14 protein-coding genes are annotated in these 18,459 nt (G+C 50.4%); 2 read left to right on the forward strand and 12 right to left on the reverse strand.

What is annotated here, in order from left to right:
- Positions 1–2: 2 nt before the first annotated feature.
- Positions 3–2,429, forward strand: a complete 2,427-nt coding sequence (locus tag BN6539_RS00420) for an ABC transporter permease (protein WP_067532306.1) — start codon at positions 3–5, stop codon at positions 2,427–2,429.
- 30 nt (positions 2,430–2,459) lie between these two features.
- Here the strand turns inward: BN6539_RS00420 and BN6539_RS00425 are convergent, their stop codons facing one another.
- Genes BN6539_RS00425 through dapA form a run of 4 tightly spaced genes read right to left on the reverse strand, consistent with a single transcriptional unit; the run spans position 2,460 to position 5,918 of the window.
- Positions 2,460–3,599: a pyridoxal phosphate-dependent aminotransferase gene (locus BN6539_RS00425; protein ID WP_067532746.1), complete on the reverse strand. Its 1,140-nt coding sequence runs from the start codon at positions 3,597–3,599 to the stop codon at positions 2,460–2,462.
- Between the two features lie 11 nt (positions 3,600–3,610).
- Positions 3,611–4,312: a 2,3,4,5-tetrahydropyridine-2,6-dicarboxylate N-acetyltransferase gene (gene dapD, locus BN6539_RS00430; RefSeq protein ID WP_067532309.1), complete on the reverse strand. Its 702-nt coding sequence runs from the start codon at positions 4,310–4,312 to the stop codon at positions 3,611–3,613.
- 11 nt (positions 4,313–4,323) lie between these two features.
- Positions 4,324–5,034: a 4-hydroxy-tetrahydrodipicolinate reductase gene (gene dapB / locus BN6539_RS00435; RefSeq protein ID WP_067532312.1), complete on the reverse strand. Its 711-nt coding sequence runs from the start codon at positions 5,032–5,034 to the stop codon at positions 4,324–4,326.
- Positions 5,031–5,918: a 4-hydroxy-tetrahydrodipicolinate synthase gene (gene dapA, locus BN6539_RS00440; RefSeq protein ID WP_067532314.1), complete on the reverse strand. Its 888-nt coding sequence runs from the start codon at positions 5,916–5,918 to the stop codon at positions 5,031–5,033. The genes dapB and dapA overlap by 4 nt, the downstream gene beginning before the upstream one ends.
- Positions 5,919–6,369: 451 nt before the next feature.
- On the opposite strand from dapA, the gene BN6539_RS00445 reads away from it, so the two are divergent.
- Positions 6,370–7,473 carry an amidohydrolase gene (locus tag BN6539_RS00445; protein ID WP_067532317.1) on the forward strand — a complete coding sequence of 368 codons (1,104 nt, stop codon included), beginning with the start codon at positions 6,370–6,372 and terminating at the stop codon, positions 7,471–7,473.
- Between the two features lie 61 nt (positions 7,474–7,534).
- On the opposite strand, the gene BN6539_RS00450 is transcribed toward BN6539_RS00445, so the two are convergent.
- From BN6539_RS00450 to BN6539_RS00485, 8 genes are all read right to left on the reverse strand, one after another.
- On the reverse strand, positions 7,535–9,085 hold the full coding sequence (locus tag BN6539_RS00450) for an alanine/glycine:cation symporter family protein (protein ID WP_067532318.1): 1,551 nt from the start codon (positions 9,083–9,085) through the stop codon (positions 7,535–7,537).
- A gap of 163 nt (positions 9,086–9,248) precedes the next feature.
- Positions 9,249–10,091: a response regulator gene (locus BN6539_RS00455; RefSeq protein WP_067532320.1), complete on the reverse strand. Its 843-nt coding sequence runs from the start codon at positions 10,089–10,091 to the stop codon at positions 9,249–9,251.
- On the reverse strand, positions 10,072–11,367 hold the full coding sequence (locus BN6539_RS00460; protein ID WP_067532322.1) for an ATP-binding protein: 1,296 nt from the start codon (positions 11,365–11,367) through the stop codon (positions 10,072–10,074). Before BN6539_RS00460 ends, BN6539_RS00455 begins: the two co-directional genes overlap by 20 nt.
- A 414-nt stretch (positions 11,368–11,781) precedes the next feature.
- Positions 11,782–13,401 carry an amidohydrolase gene (locus BN6539_RS00465; RefSeq protein WP_067532324.1) on the reverse strand — a complete coding sequence of 540 codons (1,620 nt, stop codon included), beginning with the start codon at positions 13,399–13,401 and terminating at the stop codon, positions 11,782–11,784.
- A gap of 16 nt (positions 13,402–13,417) precedes the next feature.
- Complete coding sequence (locus tag BN6539_RS00470) at positions 13,418–13,933, reverse strand: VOC family protein (protein WP_067532330.1); 516 nt, start codon at positions 13,931–13,933, stop codon at positions 13,418–13,420.
- A 1-nt stretch (position 13,934) separates the two neighbouring features.
- Positions 13,935–15,332 carry an alanine/glycine:cation symporter family protein gene (locus tag BN6539_RS00475; protein WP_330385042.1) on the reverse strand — a complete coding sequence of 466 codons (1,398 nt, stop codon included), beginning with the start codon at positions 15,330–15,332 and terminating at the stop codon, positions 13,935–13,937.
- 1 nt (position 15,333) lies between these two features.
- Complete coding sequence (locus tag BN6539_RS00480; RefSeq protein WP_067532332.1) at positions 15,334–16,200, reverse strand: VOC family protein; 867 nt, start codon at positions 16,198–16,200, stop codon at positions 15,334–15,336.
- A gap of 220 nt (positions 16,201–16,420) precedes the next feature.
- Positions 16,421–18,037, reverse strand: coding sequence for an AraC family transcriptional regulator (locus tag BN6539_RS00485; RefSeq protein ID WP_067532334.1), 1,617 nt, complete (start codon positions 18,035–18,037; stop codon positions 16,421–16,423).
- Between the last annotated feature and the right edge of the window lie 422 nt (positions 18,038–18,459).

Genomic DNA, 18,459 nt, shown 5'->3' on the forward strand with positions numbered 1-18,459 from the left:
GGATGAAAGACATATTAAACAAAAACAATAACAACGGCCTGATCAAAAAATTAGCGGCACGGAGCTTGAAAAGCGCCAAGATGCGCAATACCTTTACCTTATTGACCATCATCCTCTCAGTCGCATTGATCAGCGGACTCGCTCTCTTCGTCTTCGGCGTCAGGCAGGCAGACAAGAACCAGTTGGACACGATGCAGCACGTCCTCTATCAAAATTTGAGTAACAGACAGGCTGAACATCTGCAGTCCGATGAACGAATTGCAGATTCTTTGATTTTAAAATCTGGCACCCGTGTCGGAGTGGATGATTACACCATTCAGCCTCTTTATATACAGCAAGCCGAAAGCACGATCGCTTCCCAAAAGGTGATAGAGGGAAGCTACCCCGAAAAGCTGAACGAAATCGCAGTCGATCAGACGTATATGAAGCAAATCGGCAAGGCGGCGAAACTCGGAACTGTCTTGGAACTGCAGAACTTTGACGGCGATACAGAGAATTTCCGCGTCAGTGGATTTTGTGACAGCGGTTCGTCATCCCGTATATATCCTATCCTGTTTTCTAAAGCTTACGCCGAAAAGGGACCTTGGCTGAAAGATCTGCCCTATACTTTAGGTGCAAAAATCGACGGCGCCAAGATGATGAGTGAAGATGATTTCTTGGAAACCATCACGGATATCGGCGCAGACTACGGCGTTGACAGAGCCAATATCAATGAAAATGCCAAGTTCACCACTTCACTGGTGATGAATACCCAGGAAATTATGACTGTCGTTATCATAGCCCTCTTCATTCTCTTTGTCAGCATCGTGGTCATCTACAGCATCTTCTATATCTCGGTCATGAGCCGCATCCGTCAGTTCGGCCAGCTGCGCACCCTTGGCGCTACGCCGAGACAGCTCAAGAAACTCGTCAAAAGAGAGGGCATGACCATGTTCCTCATCGGCGCGCCCATCGGCCTGCTTCTGGGAACTTTGTTCGGCTGGTTCATGGCGCCGGAGGGCTGGCTCTGGATCAATACCATCAGCGTAGCCGCCGTCACGCTGGCAGCAGACTTTTTTACCATTATGATCTCTGTCAGAAAGCCGGCTAAGATTGCTGCCTCCATCTCACCCATTGAAGCAGCAAAAGCCAGCGGATACACAAAGATCAAAGGGCAGTCCGCAGTCCTTCACCGGAAAATCACGCCATTCAACCTGGCAAGAATGGGAATCAAAAGAGATCGCAGGAAGTTCATCGTCACGGTATTCTCTCTCTGTATCAGCGGCATCGTCTTTATGGCGGGTGCAACCTTCCTTTCCTCCTTTGACAAGCTGGACTTTTCGAAACAGGGCTTCAACAGGTACAGCGAATATCAGATCTGGATTTCAGAAAATACGATCAATGCCAATGCCGAAGGTCTGACCGGGGTGCAGAAAAACAACCCTCTGGACGATGCTCTGGTCAAAAAGATCGAAGCCATCGATGGCGTAAAGAAAGTGATCAGTCAGAAGAAAATCCACGTCGATTACAGATATGAGAATAACCAACGCAGCGACGGCTTCGTACCCTTTACCAGAGAAGAGACGAAATCCATCAACAAGTATCTTGCAGATGGACAAAAGGCAGATTATGATCTGGCGGTAAAGGAAAAGAAAATCTATGTTCTCTCAAATGACACCGCCGAGAAGGTGCTGGGAAAGCCCTTTAAAATAGGCGCACCCATCGACATCACCTGGTTTGATGGAAAGGAAAAGCGCACGGACACCTTCACCATCGCAGGAGAACTTGACAAAGGTATCTATAATGACGACGATGCCTATCGAATCGTCAGTCTGGCCGGGTTCTTTGTCGTTCCCGAAGACACCATAAAGCACATGGTGAAGGAAGGCTTCAATTATAATCGCGTACTGCTGGTGGATACCGACTGGCCCGCTGCAGAAAAGCAAGTCACCGCTCAGCTTACCCGCCTGGTTGATGCAAACGACAAACTGTCCCTCGATACCCTGCGCCAGCAGATTAAAGAGGATGAGCAGATTACAGGCAGGCTGACCACCTTATTTCTAGGGCTCAGCGCCTTTATCATCCTCTTCAGCGTCATCAACCTGATCAATACCATCGTCACCAGCGTCATGTCCAGGCGGCAGGAGTTCGCCATGCTGCAGTCCATCGGCATGGGCAAAGGTCAACTGATCAAGATGATCCAGGGAGAAGGGCTGATTTTAGCGCTATATAACATTCTCTTTTCTCTGACTCTGGGAGGCGCATTGGGCTGGCTGATCATCTGGGCTCTGAGAGAGACCGGCGTAGGATATCTGTACTGGAACTACCCTCTGCTCTACGGTGCGGGCTACTCCCTGTTTGTCATCCTTCTGCCGCTCATCGTCTCTGCCATAGCCATCAAAATGGCGCAGAGCAAATCCATCGTCGAGCGGCTTCACGAGGCAGAGTAACGCAAAAGAGCAGTGCGGGCCCATAGGACATCAAAACGCTCCTCTGCTCCTCACAAATCGTTCCAGCCGGTTCATGCCTTCTTCCAGCACCTCCTGTGCGTAGCAGCAGGAAATCCTAACATGGCCTTCTCCGCCGAAGCAGCTGCCCGGAGTCAGCGCCAGTCCTGCCTCTGCAATCAGCCTCCGGCAGAAGGCATCCGACGTCATACCAAGCCCTGCGATGGAGGGAAAGACATAGAATCCTCCATCTGGCGGTGTCACCGCCAGCCCCATCTCAGAAAGCCGCCTGCAGACATAGTCGGTACGACGCTGATATGATTCCCGCATGGTCGAATAGTCAAAGGCCAGAGCTGCTTCACAGGCGGCCTGCACAAAAGAGGGAATGGAAACTACATTATATTGGTGCACCTTTTCAAGTATCGCTACAACCGGTCGGTCTGCCAACAGATAACCGGCGCGGAAGCCGGTCATGGCATAGGGTTTGGAAAAGCTCTGCACCACGATGAGCTGTGCTTTCAAATCCTCACAGGAAGCCAGAGACCGGTGAGTACCAAAAGCCAGTTGGCTGTATACCTCATCGCAGATGATAAACACCGGTTTGTCTTTGAAAAATTCATGGAGACAGGTAAGGGTCTCCTCCGTATAGACTGTGCCCGTCGGGTTGTTGGGTGAATTGAGGATGACCGCTTTTGTGCGGGTCGAATAGGCGGTCCGCAGCTGTTCCTCTTCAATCTGAAATCCGCTTTCCCTGGTATCCAGACGCACCGTTTTTCCGCCGCACATGGTTATGATGGACTCGTACAGACTGAAAGCAGGTACCGGCACGATAACCTCATCTCCCGGCTCAATAACTGCAAAGAGCGCATCAAAGAGTGCTTCCGTCGCTCCGATTGTGACAATGACTTCATTTGATTTATAAAAAACCCCTTTTTGATGTTCGTAATCGGCGATGGCTTTTCGCAGGCTGTCGTAGCCGGCATTGGGCGCATAATGGGTCAGATTGCTGTCTAAGGCGCGCTTCAGCGCTCCTTTGATGTCATCAGGTGTGTTGAAGTCCGGTTCCCCCAAGGTCAGACTGATACAGCCCTCTCTTTTCTGCGCCAACTGCGCAAATTCCCTGATACCGCTGCCGCTTAAGCGCTGCAGCGGTTCTTTGATTAAAGTCGTCATGTTCATGAGGTCTACAGCTTTCTCAGAGCATCCACAATCTCTGTCTTCCCTACAGTACCCTCATCCTTCATCTTCAGCACCCTTGCCGGTACCCCTGCAACCACTGCGCCGGCGGGAACGTCGCAGGTGACCACCGACCCGGCTGCGACGACGCTGCCCTTTGCCACTCGCACGCCTTCAATGACCACGGAATTGGCTCCGATCATCACATCATCTTCAATAACGACAGGCACTGCACTGGCCGGCTCTATGACCCCGGCCAAAACGCTGCCGGCGCCGATGTGGCAGTTCTTGCCGACAGTAGCTCTGCCACCCAGAATGGCGCCCATATCGATCATTGTATTTTCACCGATAGACGCCCCGATGTTGATCAGCGCCCCCATCATGATGACCGCATTTTTTCCAATCTCTACCTGCTCTCTGATCACAGCGCCCGGTTCGATACGGGCCGGTATCTCCTTCATATCCAGCAGCGGAATGGCGCTGTTGCGGCAGTCGTTTTCCACGACCACATCGTCAATCTTATCCTTTGCTGCCGAAAGCACCGGCGCTACGTCCTTCCAGTCCCCAAAGATGATTTCATCACCTGCGCCAAAGCGCCTGCATCCCTGAAATGCTTCCTTTGCAGCCCCTTCTTTCCATTTCAGGTACACCCTGACTGGCGTCTTCTTTTCTGATTCACTGATATATCTTATAATTTCACTTGCGTTCATGTGTTCCTCCTTCATATGAGTTGGTCAAAGGTGTAAAAGCCTTTGACCTGTCTAACCAATTTTTCCGCTCCCAAGAGAGCGCCCCTGGCAAAGATCTCCCGACTGGCTGCACAATGGGCGATTTGGATTTGTTCGTCCTGTCCAAAAAAAATCACCTCGTGACGGCCGGCCTCTGTTCCTCCCCGCAGAGAATGGACACCGATTTCCTGCCTTCCTCTGGCACCCTGCTCACCCCTGCCAATCACCCTGGTAAACCGCCCGTTTGGATCAATTTCCGATAGCAGGGTCTGGGTGGTGCCGCTGGGGACGTCTTTTTTCTGATTGTGGTGTGCTTCTATCAGTTCTGCTTCATAGCCGCTATCTAATAGATATGCAGAAAACTGCCTTAAAATCCGTCTTATTATGACAATTCCAGTAGAAAAGTTCGTACTGTAGAGCACCGGTGCATAGGCGGCCAGGGCACGAAGCTGTCTCTGCGCGTCCTCATCGAAGCCCGTCGTACCAGAGACCAGCGGCACAGCCATTCTTTCAACGTAAGCTGCGATGGCGGGCAGTGCCTGTGGCGAAGAAAAGTCGATCAAAACATCCACTGGCTGATTGAGTTTTTTTAGGTTTTCTATATTATCGGTGGAAAACACTGCTGCTACCTCCAATCCCTGGGCCAGCGCAAGTTCCCCTACCATGGTTCCCATCTGTCCATGACCAATTAAGAGAATTTTCATAACAGTTGCGCCTTTCTCATCGAAATCGCTAGTGTTTTTCTGGCAGATTCACTCATATCATATAGAGGCAGACGCATATGAGATTCACATTTTCCCATTAATGCGAGAGCTGTTTTTACAGGAATCGGGTTGACCTCAGAAAAGAGGCAGTGTATCAGCTCCAGGTATCTGAGCTGCATCTCCGCGGCCCCTTCCGTATCACCGTTTAGATAATCCCAGACCATGCGATGGGTTTCCGCCGGCAGTATATTGGCCAGCACGGAGATGACACCTGTCGCTCCAATGGAAAGCAGAGGCACTGTGATGTCGTCATTTCCGCTGTACATGACAAAGTCCTCCGATAAAAGCGCCGCGATCTCCATGGCATAACCCATATCCCCGGAGGCCTCTTTGATGCCTGCGATGCGCGGGTGTGCAGCGAGGCGCTTTACAACACTGACTGGGATGCTGCAGCCCGTCCTGCCCGGCACGTTGTACAGGATACACGGGATTTCCACCTGGTCGGCGATGGCCAGGAAATGGCGGACCATGCCCTCTTCGTTAGCCTTGTTATAGTAAGGCGCGATGAGGAGCAGGCCGTTTGCGCCAAGCTCCTGAAATTTCAGGCTCCGCTCCAGCATAGACTGCGTACAGTTGGAGCCGCTGCCTGCGATGACCGGAATCCTGCCCGAAACACGCTCCACGGTAAACTTGCAGACTGCATCGTCCTCTTCTTGTGTCATAGTAGAACTCTCTCCTGTAGTTCCAAGAATTACAATACCATCTGTTCCGGCAGCAAGATGCCAGTCGATCAGATAACCCAGACGTTCAAAATCCGGGTTTCCCTCCTGATCAAAGGGTGTGACGAGAGCGACAAGGGACCCTCTCAAATGATTTAGATTCATCTTTCTTTCCTACCTTTTCTGTGATTAGATAGGGAGTGCAAGATTCGCCGGCAAAAGAAAAAGCAGACCCGAAGGCCTGCTATGGATCACTCGATCATTTCTGTACACATAAAGAGCGCTCTAAAACAGCGTACAGACAATCAAATTTTCCGACAGCACTCCTGCAAGGGCTGTGATTGATAAACACCTTGCAGACAGTGTCATGGATATTCTCCATAACCCCACCCTGCGAGACATACCTGCCTGCAGAGTTCGGCGAGATTGCTGCTCTCTGTGATCGTCGCCCGTCGGCTCCCACAGAGGCGTCGTTCCCGCGACCTCTATCTTGAAAACTAGGTTAACATGAGTTTCTCCCCCTGTCAACCACTTTTTTGTTTGACATAAACAAATATTTGTTTTTTTGTTTGTGATAGTTTATAATTTTCTACAAATATCTGAAAGGAGCACCACCATGCTTGACTTGCTGAGACAATACAGGCGCGACCTGCACCAAATTCCCGAGCTGGATTTCGACCTGCCGGAAACTACCCGCTATATCAGAGACGCCCTCTCCAAATACGACTGCCGGATCCTGACGCCGTCCCCTTCCGCAATCTGCGCCTGGTTTGATTTTGGAAAGAAAGAGACGATCGCCTTCCGGGCGGATATGGACGGCCTGCCCATCGCGGAACGCACGTCAAAGCCTTATGCCTCCCGCCATACCGGCAAAATGCACGCCTGCGGCCACGATGGCCACATGTCCATGATCCTGGCCCTGGCAGAGCGCATAGAATCTCACAGAGAAGCACTGTCCCGCAACGTCATGCTGATTTTTCAGCCCGCCGAGGAGACAGAAGGCGGAGCGGAGTCCATCGTGGAAAGCGGCATCCTCACAGCCTGCCATGTGGTCCGCATCTTTGGCTGCCACCTATGGCCGGAATTGCCCGCAGGAACCGTCGGGGCGCGCCGCGGGGCGATGATGGCGAGAAGCAGCGAGGTGGAGGTTGCGGTCAAAGGCCGATCCGCCCATATCGCCAAGGCCCGCCAGGGCAGCGACGCCCTCTACGCAGCCGCTGCCTTCCTCACAGCTGCCTACAAAATGGAGCGGGAAGAAATCCCCGCAGGTGTTTACAGGCTGCTCAAGTTTGGTATTTTGCACAGCGGCACGGTATGCAACGCCATTAGCGCCGAGGCGTTCCTCAAAGGCAGCCTGCGGGTCTTTGAGCAGGAAACCTATGATCATATTCAAAGGCGCATGGAAGAAATCGCTGGACACATTGAAAGATCAACGGGCTGCACTTTTGAGATAAACCTTTCACAAGGCCATCCTCCTCTCTGCAATACGCCGGAACTCTTTGACCTGGTCGTGAGTCGCTGCCCGGATCAGATACAGCTTCTTGCGGAGCCTTCCATGACCAGTGAAGATTTTTCCTATTATGCCCGCCACTGCCCTGTATTTTTCTTTTTTCTGGGCTTAGGTGTCGACACGGCTCTTCACACAGACAACTTTGACTTTGATGAAGAAGTTCTGCTGTCCGGTCTGCAGTTTTTCGAAAAACTATTGCTAATCCCATAGAGCAAAAGCGGGCGTTTCCTGGAAAACACGCCCGCTTTTTTGTCACTATATATTAAGATTTCTAAGCTTCTTTTTTTCTTTTGCCTTCTACATCGTGTTTTTTCGCGAGCAGATCGGCATATTTCTCTTTTACAATATCAGTCCAAAGGTCCGCATTTTTGATGCCGCAGTCTGCTGGCTCAAATACAGGATCTAACCCCAGGTGTTTCTGTCTCTCGTAGTCCTTCAGCAGTTTCACCGCCTTTGTTGAAAGAATAATCAGTGCGGTAAAATTGATCCAGCACATGATGCCGATTCCGATATCGGCAGTATTCCAGGCAGCGTCAGAAGAGCGGGTCGCCCCAATCAGTACAATGACGACAATGACAGACCTGAATACATTGGTCATCACCTTTCTGATGCCTTCGCCTTTGTTCTTCAATATGTAAGAGATGTTCACATCTGTGTACAGTACGAAGGACAGCAAGGTCGTAAAGGCGAAGAAGAATACTGCAATGGCGATGAAAACAGATCCAACGCCCGGAAATACGGAGTCAATGGCTTTCTGTGTGAATCCGACACCTGCTGCCATACCCGGAACGCCTTCCGTAATAACGGTTTCTGTCTTCTCGTTTATGACGTTATACATGCCTGTTGATAAAATCATAATTGCTGTCGCCGTGCAGACGAAAAGAGTATCTACATATACAGAGAAGGACTGCGCCAGTCCCTGTTTTGCCGGGTGAGAAACCTCCGCTGATGCCGCCGCGTGAGCGCCTGATCCATAACCGGCCTCATTGGAATAAATACCTCGCTTAACACCCCACATCACAGTGCTGCCCCAGATTGCTCCGTAAACAGAATTCATCTTGAAGGCACTGCTGAAAATCAGTCCGAACATGGAAGGAATCTGTTTGAAATTAATGCCTAGGATGACTAACGCTAATACGATATAGATGATAGCCATGACTGGCACAACCAGTTCAGATACTCTGCCCAGCCTCTTGGCGCCGCCAAAAGCTACTACTGCCACACAGGCTGCCATCAGAGCGCCGCCAATCCATGGATTCAAGTTAAATGCGTTGTGTGCTGCATCGGCAAAGTTGAAGGCCTGGATGGTCGGCCCTGTGATACCGTTTGCCAAAATGGCCGCCAAAGCAAATACGACGGCAAAAACCTTGGCAACTTTGTTTCCGCCCATTCCTCGTTCTATGTAATAGGCCGGTCCGCCTTTGTACTCTCCGTCAATTCTCGTCTTGTAGACCTGTGCCAGGGCTGATTCAGAGAATGCTGTTCCTGCGCCGATAAAGGCGATAACCCACATCCAGAAAACAGCGCCTGGGCCTCCAAAACAGATGGCTGTCGCTACGCCGGCGATGTTGCCGACACCGACACGGCCGCCAAGGGCAAGGGCAAAAGCCTGGAAAGAGGACATGCCCTCTTTACTTGTTCTGTCCTCTCTTTTTCTGTCTCTGCCCAGCAGATAATGTACCATGTCTTTGAAAAGTCTGATTTGAGGGAATTTCATGCGAAGTGAAAAATAAAGTCCGGTTCCCAGCGCAAGGATGGTCAGTGGCAACGCCCAGATGATATTATACATCTGCGTTGTGAGGTCGTCTAAAAATGCTCCCATTTAGTTCTCCTTTCATAATTAAAATCCAAAATAATAACATATCGAGTAAAACTATCTTGTTATTAGATTAACAAAGCTTTTCAAAAAAACTCAAAAAGATTCAAAAAGAAACGGAGAAATATTCTGAATATTCCTCCGTAGTTACTTTTCGGTTACTATTTCGTTATAAAAGGGACTTTCGGTAGAGCAGAAGCCCCTCGATGAACTTGGAAATATTGACCCTGCCGCCTCCGCTGCTGCTGCCTTTGATGAAGTCCATCTCGTCTTTGATGTTCTTGAAGTCAAAGACGTAGTTGGCGTAAACCTGGAACACCTCGTTGCTGTAATCGTCAATCCCCAGATTGGCAACATTGGTCAGCCCTTTTTTGATGGCGCGGCGCATCCGCTGTTCCAGGTTTTTGGACGTCTCCAGTTTCTCCGCCGCGACACGGGTCAGCACCTCTTTGCTGTACTCCTCGTCATGTTCGATCAAATACTGGCAGACACTGAGGATATCCGAAGTCCCCTTCTCGCCCAGCATGCCCAGAAGTCCTAGAAAGACGTTGATTTCGCGCAGGACGTCCTCCCTTCGCGCAGGCTGGCGCGAGAGTTCCTCTGTTTCGGCGAACATGCCCCTGATGCCCGCCACCAGGCTGTTCATTTTGATCTTCTCCGACACGTTGCCCAGCACCTTCTCCACCTCGATGATGTTGACAGGCTTATTGATAAAAAATTCTACTCCGGCGTTATAGGCCTGTTCGATCATGTCTTTGTCTGCCACCTGGGAGATCATGACGAAGCTGGCCTTGGGGCGGACTTTTTTGATCTGTCCCACCAGCGCGATACCGTCCATTTTGCTCATCAAAAGATCGACCAGGATAATATCCGGCTGCAGCGCCAAAATCTCTCCGATAGCTTTCTCAGGATCTGTGGCGTAGCCAATGACCTCACCCAGGTCGCGGCTTTCTACGATATTCTCCAGGGTCTTTACCGTGCCGATCTCATCGTCAACTATGTAATACTTCATCTGATTCCTCCTCAAAAACAGTCTTTGGCATGGTGATCACAAAGTCGGTGTATTTGCCCTTTTCGCTCTGCACCTCGATGGTCCCGCAGAAGATGTTTTCCACGTAATCCTTGACCAGGGTCAGCCCCAGCCCCCGCTGCACATCTCCTGTCTCTGCATTGAACTTGGTGGAATAACCGTCAAAAAATACCGTCTCCAGTTCGTCCGCGTCGATGCCCGGCCCGTTATCTCTCACCTCCAGGACATAGTCATCTCCGTTTTCCCGCAGGGACAGGGTGACCTTCCCACCGCTTGAGCCGATGGCTTCCGCCGAATTGAGCGCAAGGTTTCGGATGACAGACATCATCTTGAAATACTGCCGCACATGAAAGTTCGCCCTGACTTTTGTCGTCAGTTCTACATTGTAGCCCCGGTTCTTGATGGTGCTCTGCAAATTGGCTTTCTCTATGGAAATGATGTCCTTCATGGCGAGACGCCCCTCGTCGATATCGTCGAGGAAGGTATCTTTGAGTACGTTGATGATGTTCAGGTAATCGCCTTTGATCTCGTGGGCGTTTTTGGAGATATCCAGCGAACACTCCTTCAGTTCCCGGGGCGCATTGATCGCCTCCATGGATTTGTAGAGGGAAAACGCCTGGCGCATGATATCCTCGATCTCGGCCGCGTTCTTCTCCATGACGTGGAGTTCGCTCTCAAAGATAGACGCCTGCACGATCAACTTCCGGTATTCCTTGTCATGCTCTTCTTTGATCAGCAGATTGGAATAGGTCTCCAACGCCAGCAAAATCACCTGGATCAGCACCGTCCTGCAGAAGGCGACGATGACGAGGGCAATCACCGTGTGAGCCGCCATGACCAGATGTCCCTGGATCAGGCTCCTGGTACTGAGCTCCGCGATGTTGGACAAAATGTCGCAGACAAATATGACGTAGGGGAAGTTGCGGATATCCTTTGGCGCCCTGATGATATATTTATAAATCAAAGGATAAAGAATCCCGTAGGTGAAAAAAAATGCCATGTCCGGGATGACCAGTATGGCTGTCAGGCCAGGCTGTCCACCCTCCAGCACCATGAAAAGCAGTCTGATCAGCGGCGAGAAAATGGCTGAGCAGAACGCCACATACCTGGGAGACAGGTCCTCGTAGCAGTAGATGAATATAGCCATCACTGCGACCGACATGGCGATGATGAATCCATCAGTGATGAAGTTGAATCGGATCTGCGACGCCAGGGATACGAAAATAGCGATGTATATCGTTTTCTTGATTTTTACCATGATTCTCTCTCCTTCTAACTATGATGATACCACAAGTAGGAAAAGAATTCCACGGCAGTACGATTGTAAATAAATTCTTTAAATGTTATAAAATGTATGTTATCATGTAATTACTGCTGAACCTTCAGCTAGTTTGCGGGAAGGAGGTGGTGCTAATTGCTAGATTTTATTTTGACGCTAGTAGTCTCTGTCATAGGCGGTGTAGCAGCCAGTTACATAGTTCGTTGGCTGGACAGAGAAAGATAGCCAGCAGTCAGCCAAAAGAAAAACCAGGTCGTACACGGCGACCTGGTTTTTTGGTGATGCTAATTCTTTGCTAGATTTTTATTAGCTATGTCTATATATTATCTCACTTCTATGGGGAAGTCAATTACTAAAATAAATTTATGAAACGCTAATCATGTATTTTGACAGTCAATCTGCTCGATACACGACTTTTCCGCCGACCATGGTCAGCACAGGGTTTGTCCCCAAAATCGCTTCGGGCTCGCAGGTAAAGATATCCCTGTCCAGCACGACCAGGTCTGCATAGTATCCCGCTTTGAGTCTGCCTTTGACGTCTTCGCGGAATTCGTGATAGGCGCTTTCCATCGTGTATGCGTCAATCGCAGTCTCTACGTCTACGCACTCTGCAGGATAAAAACCGCCTGCAGGCTGTCCTTTCAAATCTTTGCGAGTCACTGCGCAGTAGATGCAGGCAAAGGGATCCAGATCTTCCACAGGGCTGTCCGTTCCGTAAGAGGCATGGATTCCTGTCTCTGCAGCTGTTCCAAAAGCATAAGAGGTCTTCATGATTTCATCGCCGCAGCGGGTCGGCACCACGTGCATGTCGCTCTGCAGGAAAATTGGCTGATAGGCAACCAGCAGGCCGGAGGCTTTGATGTGCGAGAGCAGAGCCTCGTCGGTGATCTGGCAGTGAATCAGACTGTGGCGCAGCGGATTTTCTCCGCTGCTGCCGTTTGCCTCATCGTACATAGCGGCAACCCGCCTGATCGCTTCGTCACCGATGGCGTGAACCACCACCTGCATCCCGTGATCATGTGCACAGTGGATCATCTCCTGCATATACGCATCCGAATTGACCTCCACTCCGCGATTGCCCGGATCGTCAGCATAGTCAAAACCCAGCAGGGCTGTTCTGGCCCCGAGGGAGCCGTCCTTCAGCAACTTGAGCGGTCCTCGCCGAAACCAGTCGTCCGCGTAGCTTTCGCCAAATTGCGGACTTTCACAGTAGGCTCTGAGGCTTTCTGCATCGTCATAAAACATCTGCCCCGTATAGCGCAGCAGGCCCCTCCCCTCATCGTAGACCTCTTTCATGAGGGCGCAGCAGGCCTCCTGATCTTTGATCACATAGCCGATGTCGTTGGACTGCACCGTCGTGAGCCCCCTGGACACAGCATATTCCATGGCTCCTGCCAGCGCCTGTTTCAGTTCTTCCCTGGTCAGGTTCGGCACCAGATCCAGCGCCGCGTGAAAGGCCTTTTCCGTCAAAATACCTGTAGGCTCGCCGTTTTCGTCCACTTCGACGCCGGCACCCTCAAAACCCGTGTGCGCTCTGTCAATGCCCAGCTTTTTCAGGACATAGCTGTTGACACAGCAGGCGTGGGCGCAAACCCTCGTCAGGACGATGGGAATCTCCACAGATACCTGGTCCAGATCTGCCCGATTCGGCTTTCTCCTATGTCTCGGTTCCCAGGTTTCTTCATTCCAGCCCGCCGCAGTGAACCCCTTGCTATGAGGATTTTTCTCCAGGTATGTCCTGCACAGTTCCGTCAGATCTTCGGCGCGCCTCGCCTTTGTCAGATCGGGAAAGAACATGGCTCTGCCCATATAGAACAGGTGCATGTGGCTGTCGTTGAAGCCGGGAACTACCGTCTTCCCCCGGCAGTCGATCTTCTCCGCACCTGCCGCCGATGCCAGGACTTCTTCATCGCTGCCCACCATGCGGATGAAACCGTCCTCCTGGAGAAGCGCCTGGGCATAGCGGCCCCTCTCCACATATATTTTTCCATTGTACAATACTGTCTTTGCCATTTTTGCCCCGCCTTCTCTATTTGTCGGTGTCATACGCGCCCGTGACGATGTAATCGTCGGGATACTTTTTTCTCGGCCCATCCACGTGGGGATCCCAGGCGTAGACATCAAAGCCCAGATCATCGCTTGTGGCAAACCAGCGGCCTCTTTCGTCAATGCGCGGGAAATAGGCGGACATATGCTCTTCTACGCCCTTTTCTTCTGCCACCTCGTAAAAATGTGGCTTGGTCCGCATGATCACATGGTGGATAAAAGGCCTGCCGATGGCCTGTAAGTCCTGATAAAACGACGATTCCGGATCCCTCGGCTCAAAGAGCTCAATAGTGATTTCCCCGTAGTCGCACATGCAGATGCGGGCCTCGATTCCCTCTGCCGCTTTTCCGGCTTTCACCACCTGCTGTACATTTTCTGCATCCGTATAAAACTCTCTCCACGGGCCGATAATGCCATAAGATTTAAAGGTTTCCAGGGATTTTTCCATATCCGGCGTCAAAATGACGAAGCCCCCTACTCTTTCAAAAGACTGTTCCATCTTATTTTCCTCCTTTTTTCTCAGCGATGTCCTTCAGATAATATTTCCCCGGCGTGTTGAAGAACTCTTTGATCAGCTGCACCACATCGCCGTGAAGCATAAAGACGCCGATCATGTTGCTGATGATCAATAGAGCGAAGAAGAAGTCCAGGAAGCGGTATACAAATTCCAGTCCGCCGATGATGCCGAGGAACATGCCCACAAAGTAAACGTAACGGAAGATCTGTCCGAATTTGTAGCCGAAACAGTATTCTGCCGACTTGGTGCCCACCTGTACCAAAACGATCAAGGTAGAGATCACGAAGATCAGAATCAGCACCGTCAGGAAAATCGGTCCGGCAGAGCCGAATACGGAAGAGAACGCAATACCAGGCATGGTTGCCGCATTGCTTCCGTCGATCTTCATCCACGCGCCGCTGACGACACAGATCAAACCGGTAAAGGTGCAGACGATCATGGTGTCCACGAATACCTCAAAGACGCCGAAGAATCCCTGTCTGACAGGATGATCGACGGTAGCGGCCGAGTGGATAAACGGTGCAGCGCCGTCGCCTGCCTCATTGGAGTAGGCACCGCGGGCAGCACCCCACTGAATAGCTGCGGCGATGGTGGAACCGGCAAAACCGCCTACCGGCGCCATCGGCGTAAAAGCGCTCTTTACGATGACCGCCAAAGCATGAGGAAGCGCCGTCACGTTTGCACACAGGACAATCAAGCCGCCCACCACGTAAGCGATGACCATGATCGGCACCATCTTATCAGTAACCGCAGTGATTCTCTTGATGCCGCCAAGTGCGACCAGTGCGACAACAACGATAATGGCGATACCGGTGCCCATGGCAGGAAGGCCGATGGAAGTCGCATTCTGAATGGCAGAGACCATCTGTGCCGCTGCAGACGGAACGTTCTCAAACATCATGACCAAGGCAAAGATGAATGCCAGGGCAGCGCCCAGTTTCTTGTTTTTGATGCCCTTCTTCATATAGTACATCGGGCCGCCGACCCATTCGCCGACCTCGTTTTTTTCTCTGTATTTGATGCCCAGGGCAATCTCACAGAATTTGGTGGCGCAGCCCATAAAGGCGAGGATCCACATCCAGACCAGAGCGCCGGGACCGCCAAAGGCGATGGCGACAGGAACGCCGGCGATGTTGGAAGCGCCCACGCAAGCCGCCAGAGAAGCGGTACAGGCCTGGAATGGCGAGATACCGTCTTCTGTTTTCTTAAACATCTTGCCAAAGGTCTGTGAAAAAATATATCCGATATATCTGAACTGCAGGAATCCGAACCGTATGGTCAGGAACAATCCCCCGCATCCCAAAAGAATCAATAGGGGCGGCCCCCAGAGCCAGTTGGACATGGCGACAATGGCATCGCCGATCTTTGTCATAGTATCCATATTACACCTCCTGTGTCATCGTCTGAATCACGTTGTTGTATTCAGGGTTCTGCTCGAAAAGAATATTGTAAACGCCGCGGCCGTATTTTCTGAGAAATCTGCTGTAGCCGCTTTCAGCGTCCAGCGGCTGGATGATCTCAAAGACCACGTCACTGCCGTCGGTGTTCTGGGTAAAGCAGGCTTTTCGATAAAGCCCTTCCCTCTCTTCTATTTCTGTAAACGGGCCGAAGCCATAGGCCTCGTAAGCCTCCATCGTTTCTGTCAGATTCTCCACTACGACGAGAATTTTTTCCATGCGCAGGTACATCGGCTTCTGCAGATGGGATTCCGTCCCGTCCTCCAGTTGCACGTAAGCGCCTGTTGCCATGTGATCTCTCGGATAGACTCTTTTCTTCGTCTCTTCTGTCTGATCCCAGGTGAAAATGTTGAAGCCCAAATCTTTTCTGGTATCGTGCATCCTCATCACCTGTGTAAAAATATCGTCCTCGGAGAATTTGTGGTTATATAGCGAAAATTTCATGATTTCCTCTATGCCCCTCTCCTTGAGAACCTCATAATACCGTTTGGTCGGGGTAAACATGATGTCGCAGACGCCTTCTCCCTGGTTCTCGATAAATTCGCTCCAGACGGTGTTTTCAAGGGGCTGCAGCAGTTCAAAGGTCACACCGTCGATTTCATACATCAACGTGCCGAACCGGATGCTGTCCACTTTTTTCCCATAGAGTTCGCCGTTCTGCACGGACTTCTCTGTGGAAATAAAGGAACGCATGGGACCCATGCCGTACTTCTTACATACCGCCCCGGCCCGGTTGATATCTCTGACCGCAATGCCGATCTGTCCCATTCTGGTAAAACATTTTTCTGTCATTTGTCGCCTCCATAGCCTTTTTAACTTGCAGCTGCTGTCTTCTCATGTACATAACTATATTTTATTGACTTTTTCCCCTTTTTTCTGTGCTTATTTTTTGTATCTTTTCGGACAAAATTATGTTATCTAAAGATTCTGTGAAATTTTTAAGCTGCAAAAAGCAAAATAATCGGAGACGGAAGGCAAAAAAGTCTAAGAGAAGGCTGTTCAGCCTTCCCTGTCATTTTTTCGTGATGGATAAGATTCCTGCTTTTCCCGGTCCAATTTTGAACGGAAGTCCTTCTTCGTCCCGCCTCAGCATCGCAGCGCTTAGAGCCGGGCACAAAATATGCGTCATAGCTTTCGTGGACTCCGCCGGGAACTGTGAAAGAACGTCCAGAACAGAATTAGAAAACTCATATTCCAAGACGAGATATTCCCCTTCTTTATTGTCGAAGTCGATTTGAAATTCAACACCCTGTTCCAAAGAGCCATTCCAAGCCAGCAGAAGCATCGCGCCGTCCCCTTCCCTGTTCCGGCAGGCTGCCCAATTGTTGCCGTATTCCCAGCATCCTTTTGCGCAGTCTGCAGCCTGAATCATGTAATAGAGCGGCGTTTTGATGCGGCCCATGGCATAAAGTCCGTTCCATCCCCCTGGAGAGGACTGAAGTGGGACACGCCTGTCCTTCAATGCCTGCATCAGTTCTGCCGGCCACATCTTTGCATCTCCAAAGGAAAGCTTTTGTAAATCAGAATCCGCAATTTCAATTCTGATATTTGCAAAATCCCGCTCCAGCGCCTGCATCAGCTGCCCGGGATTCGCCAGCTTATGCAGCTCGTCCTTTGTCATCAGGACAGTGAGACCGTCCTGCGGTTTACTGCCTGACCGACTGCCCTCTTCTGCTGCAAATGAAAGATGCGTCGCTTTGCTCTGATAGAAGCCGCCATCTTTCCAGTATTGTCCTAACCGTTCTCTCAGGGCATCATCATAGGTGATTTCTCTTTGACGACTGTCTGCCAGCGCGTCAATCTCCTTCTGGGTCTTGTGATTTTTGCGAAAATCCGCTGGATTGGCGTAAAAGAACTTTTCAAAATACTTGTGAAAGTATTTCGGATCTGAGAAGCCGCTGTCATAGGCGATGGTCGTAATGCTCTTATCTGTTTCCAGCAAAAGGCGGAGAGCCTCTTCGCAGCGGACGTAATTCAAAATTTCCGTAAAGCTCATGCCAGTCAGCTGCTTGATGGTGCGGGAAAGGTAGGTCTGGCTGACGTGGATATGGTCTGCAAGGTCAGCCAAAGTCACCCGCTCTGCATAATGTTGATACACAAAATCGTATACGCCAAAGAGCCGGTCGAAAGTATGCTGATCTTTATAGTCGATGTAAGTCGTGCCGAGAAAGTTAAAGTGGTTTCGAATCAAAAGGAGCAACTGGGTAGCAATCTCGATGACCTGCTGCGACTCCCCATCGCCTTGATACTCCCTCACCATCTGCGCCAGGAGCACCCGCATTTTTTTCAAGTGGGGGATCTGTTCCTGCGTCCTGTACCCCGGATTCACATAAAGTCCCACGTTAAGAATATCTTTGATATATCTCTGAAAGTAAGGCAGGTCGATATAAAAGGACAGATAACGCAACTGCTCGCTGATCTTCCGCACCTTGTGAAAATCGGCATCGACGATCAGCATCAGGTCGTCCTCCCCATTGAGAAAATACTCTTTGTTGTTGAACGTAACCCCTGCTTCTCCCTCCAGAAGCCAGATCAGCTCCTGTGCATTTTTATGCATGTGGTAGGGCTGCGAATTGCAGCTTTCCATGATTACAATAGGCCCGTGACTGAAATTGATATCACTGTTCATATAGCGCCTCCTCTTTCATTCTTGGCAAGTTTAGTATAGCACAGGGAAAAAGGACGGACAAGGTTAAAGGATTCCAATATTTTCTATTTAATTCTATATTTTACAATAAATGTATGGTATTATATAATTACTGCTGAACCTTCAGCTAATTTGCGGGAAGGAGGTGGTATAAATGCAAGATATCTTGGTGGCACTCGCCGTCTCTGTTGCAGGAAGTGTAACAGCCAGTTACATATTTCAATGGCTGAACAGAGATAAATAGCCAGCAGTCAGCCAAAAGAAAAACCAGGTCGTTCACGGCGACCTGGTTTTTCTGTGGCACAAATTTTGTGCAAGATATCTTGGTTATCTCTGACTTACATTCTACTCTCATTCTATGGGGAAGTCAATTACTAAAATATATTTATGAAACGCTGGCGCAC

The sequence above is a fragment of the Emergencia timonensis genome (assembly GCF_900086585.1).
GTDB lineage: Bacteria > Bacillota > Clostridia > Peptostreptococcales > Anaerovoracaceae > Senimuribacter > Senimuribacter timonensis.

Bases quoted from the DNA above. Each gene is read 5' to 3' on its own strand.
- BN6539_RS00420 (WP_067532306.1), top strand. From the start codon at position 3: ATGAAAGACATATTAAACAAAAACAATAACAACGGCCTGATCAAAAAA.
- BN6539_RS00425 (WP_067532746.1), bottom strand. From the start codon at position 3,599: ATGACGACTTTAATCAAAGAACCGCTGCAGCGCTTAAGCGGCAGCGGT.
- dapD (WP_067532309.1), bottom strand. From the start codon at position 4,312: ATGAACGCAAGTGAAATTATAAGATATATCAGTGAATCAGAAAAGAAG.
- dapB (WP_067532312.1), bottom strand. From the start codon at position 5,034: ATGAAAATTCTCTTAATTGGTCATGGACAGATGGGAACCATGGTAGGG.
- dapA (WP_067532314.1), bottom strand. From the start codon at position 5,918: ATGAATCTAAATCATTTGAGAGGGTCCCTTGTCGCTCTCGTCACACCC.
- BN6539_RS00445 (WP_067532317.1), top strand. From the start codon at position 6,370: ATGCTTGACTTGCTGAGACAATACAGGCGCGACCTGCACCAAATTCCC.
- BN6539_RS00450 (WP_067532318.1), bottom strand. From the start codon at position 9,085: ATGGGAGCATTTTTAGACGACCTCACAACGCAGATGTATAATATCATC.
- BN6539_RS00455 (WP_067532320.1), bottom strand. From the start codon at position 10,091: ATGAAGTATTACATAGTTGACGATGAGATCGGCACGGTAAAGACCCTG.
- BN6539_RS00460 (WP_067532322.1), bottom strand. From the start codon at position 11,367: ATGGTAAAAATCAAGAAAACGATATACATCGCTATTTTCGTATCCCTG.
- BN6539_RS00465 (WP_067532324.1), bottom strand. From the start codon at position 13,401: ATGGCAAAGACAGTATTGTACAATGGAAAAATATATGTGGAGAGGGGC.
- BN6539_RS00470 (WP_067532330.1), bottom strand. From the start codon at position 13,933: ATGGAACAGTCTTTTGAAAGAGTAGGGGGCTTCGTCATTTTGACGCCG.
- BN6539_RS00475 (WP_330385042.1), bottom strand. From the start codon at position 15,332: ATGGATACTATGACAAAGATCGGCGATGCCATTGTCGCCATGTCCAAC.
- BN6539_RS00480 (WP_067532332.1), bottom strand. From the start codon at position 16,200: ATGACAGAAAAATGTTTTACCAGAATGGGACAGATCGGCATTGCGGTC.
- BN6539_RS00485 (WP_067532334.1), bottom strand. From the start codon at position 18,037: ATGAACAGTGATATCAATTTCAGTCACGGGCCTATTGTAATCATGGAA.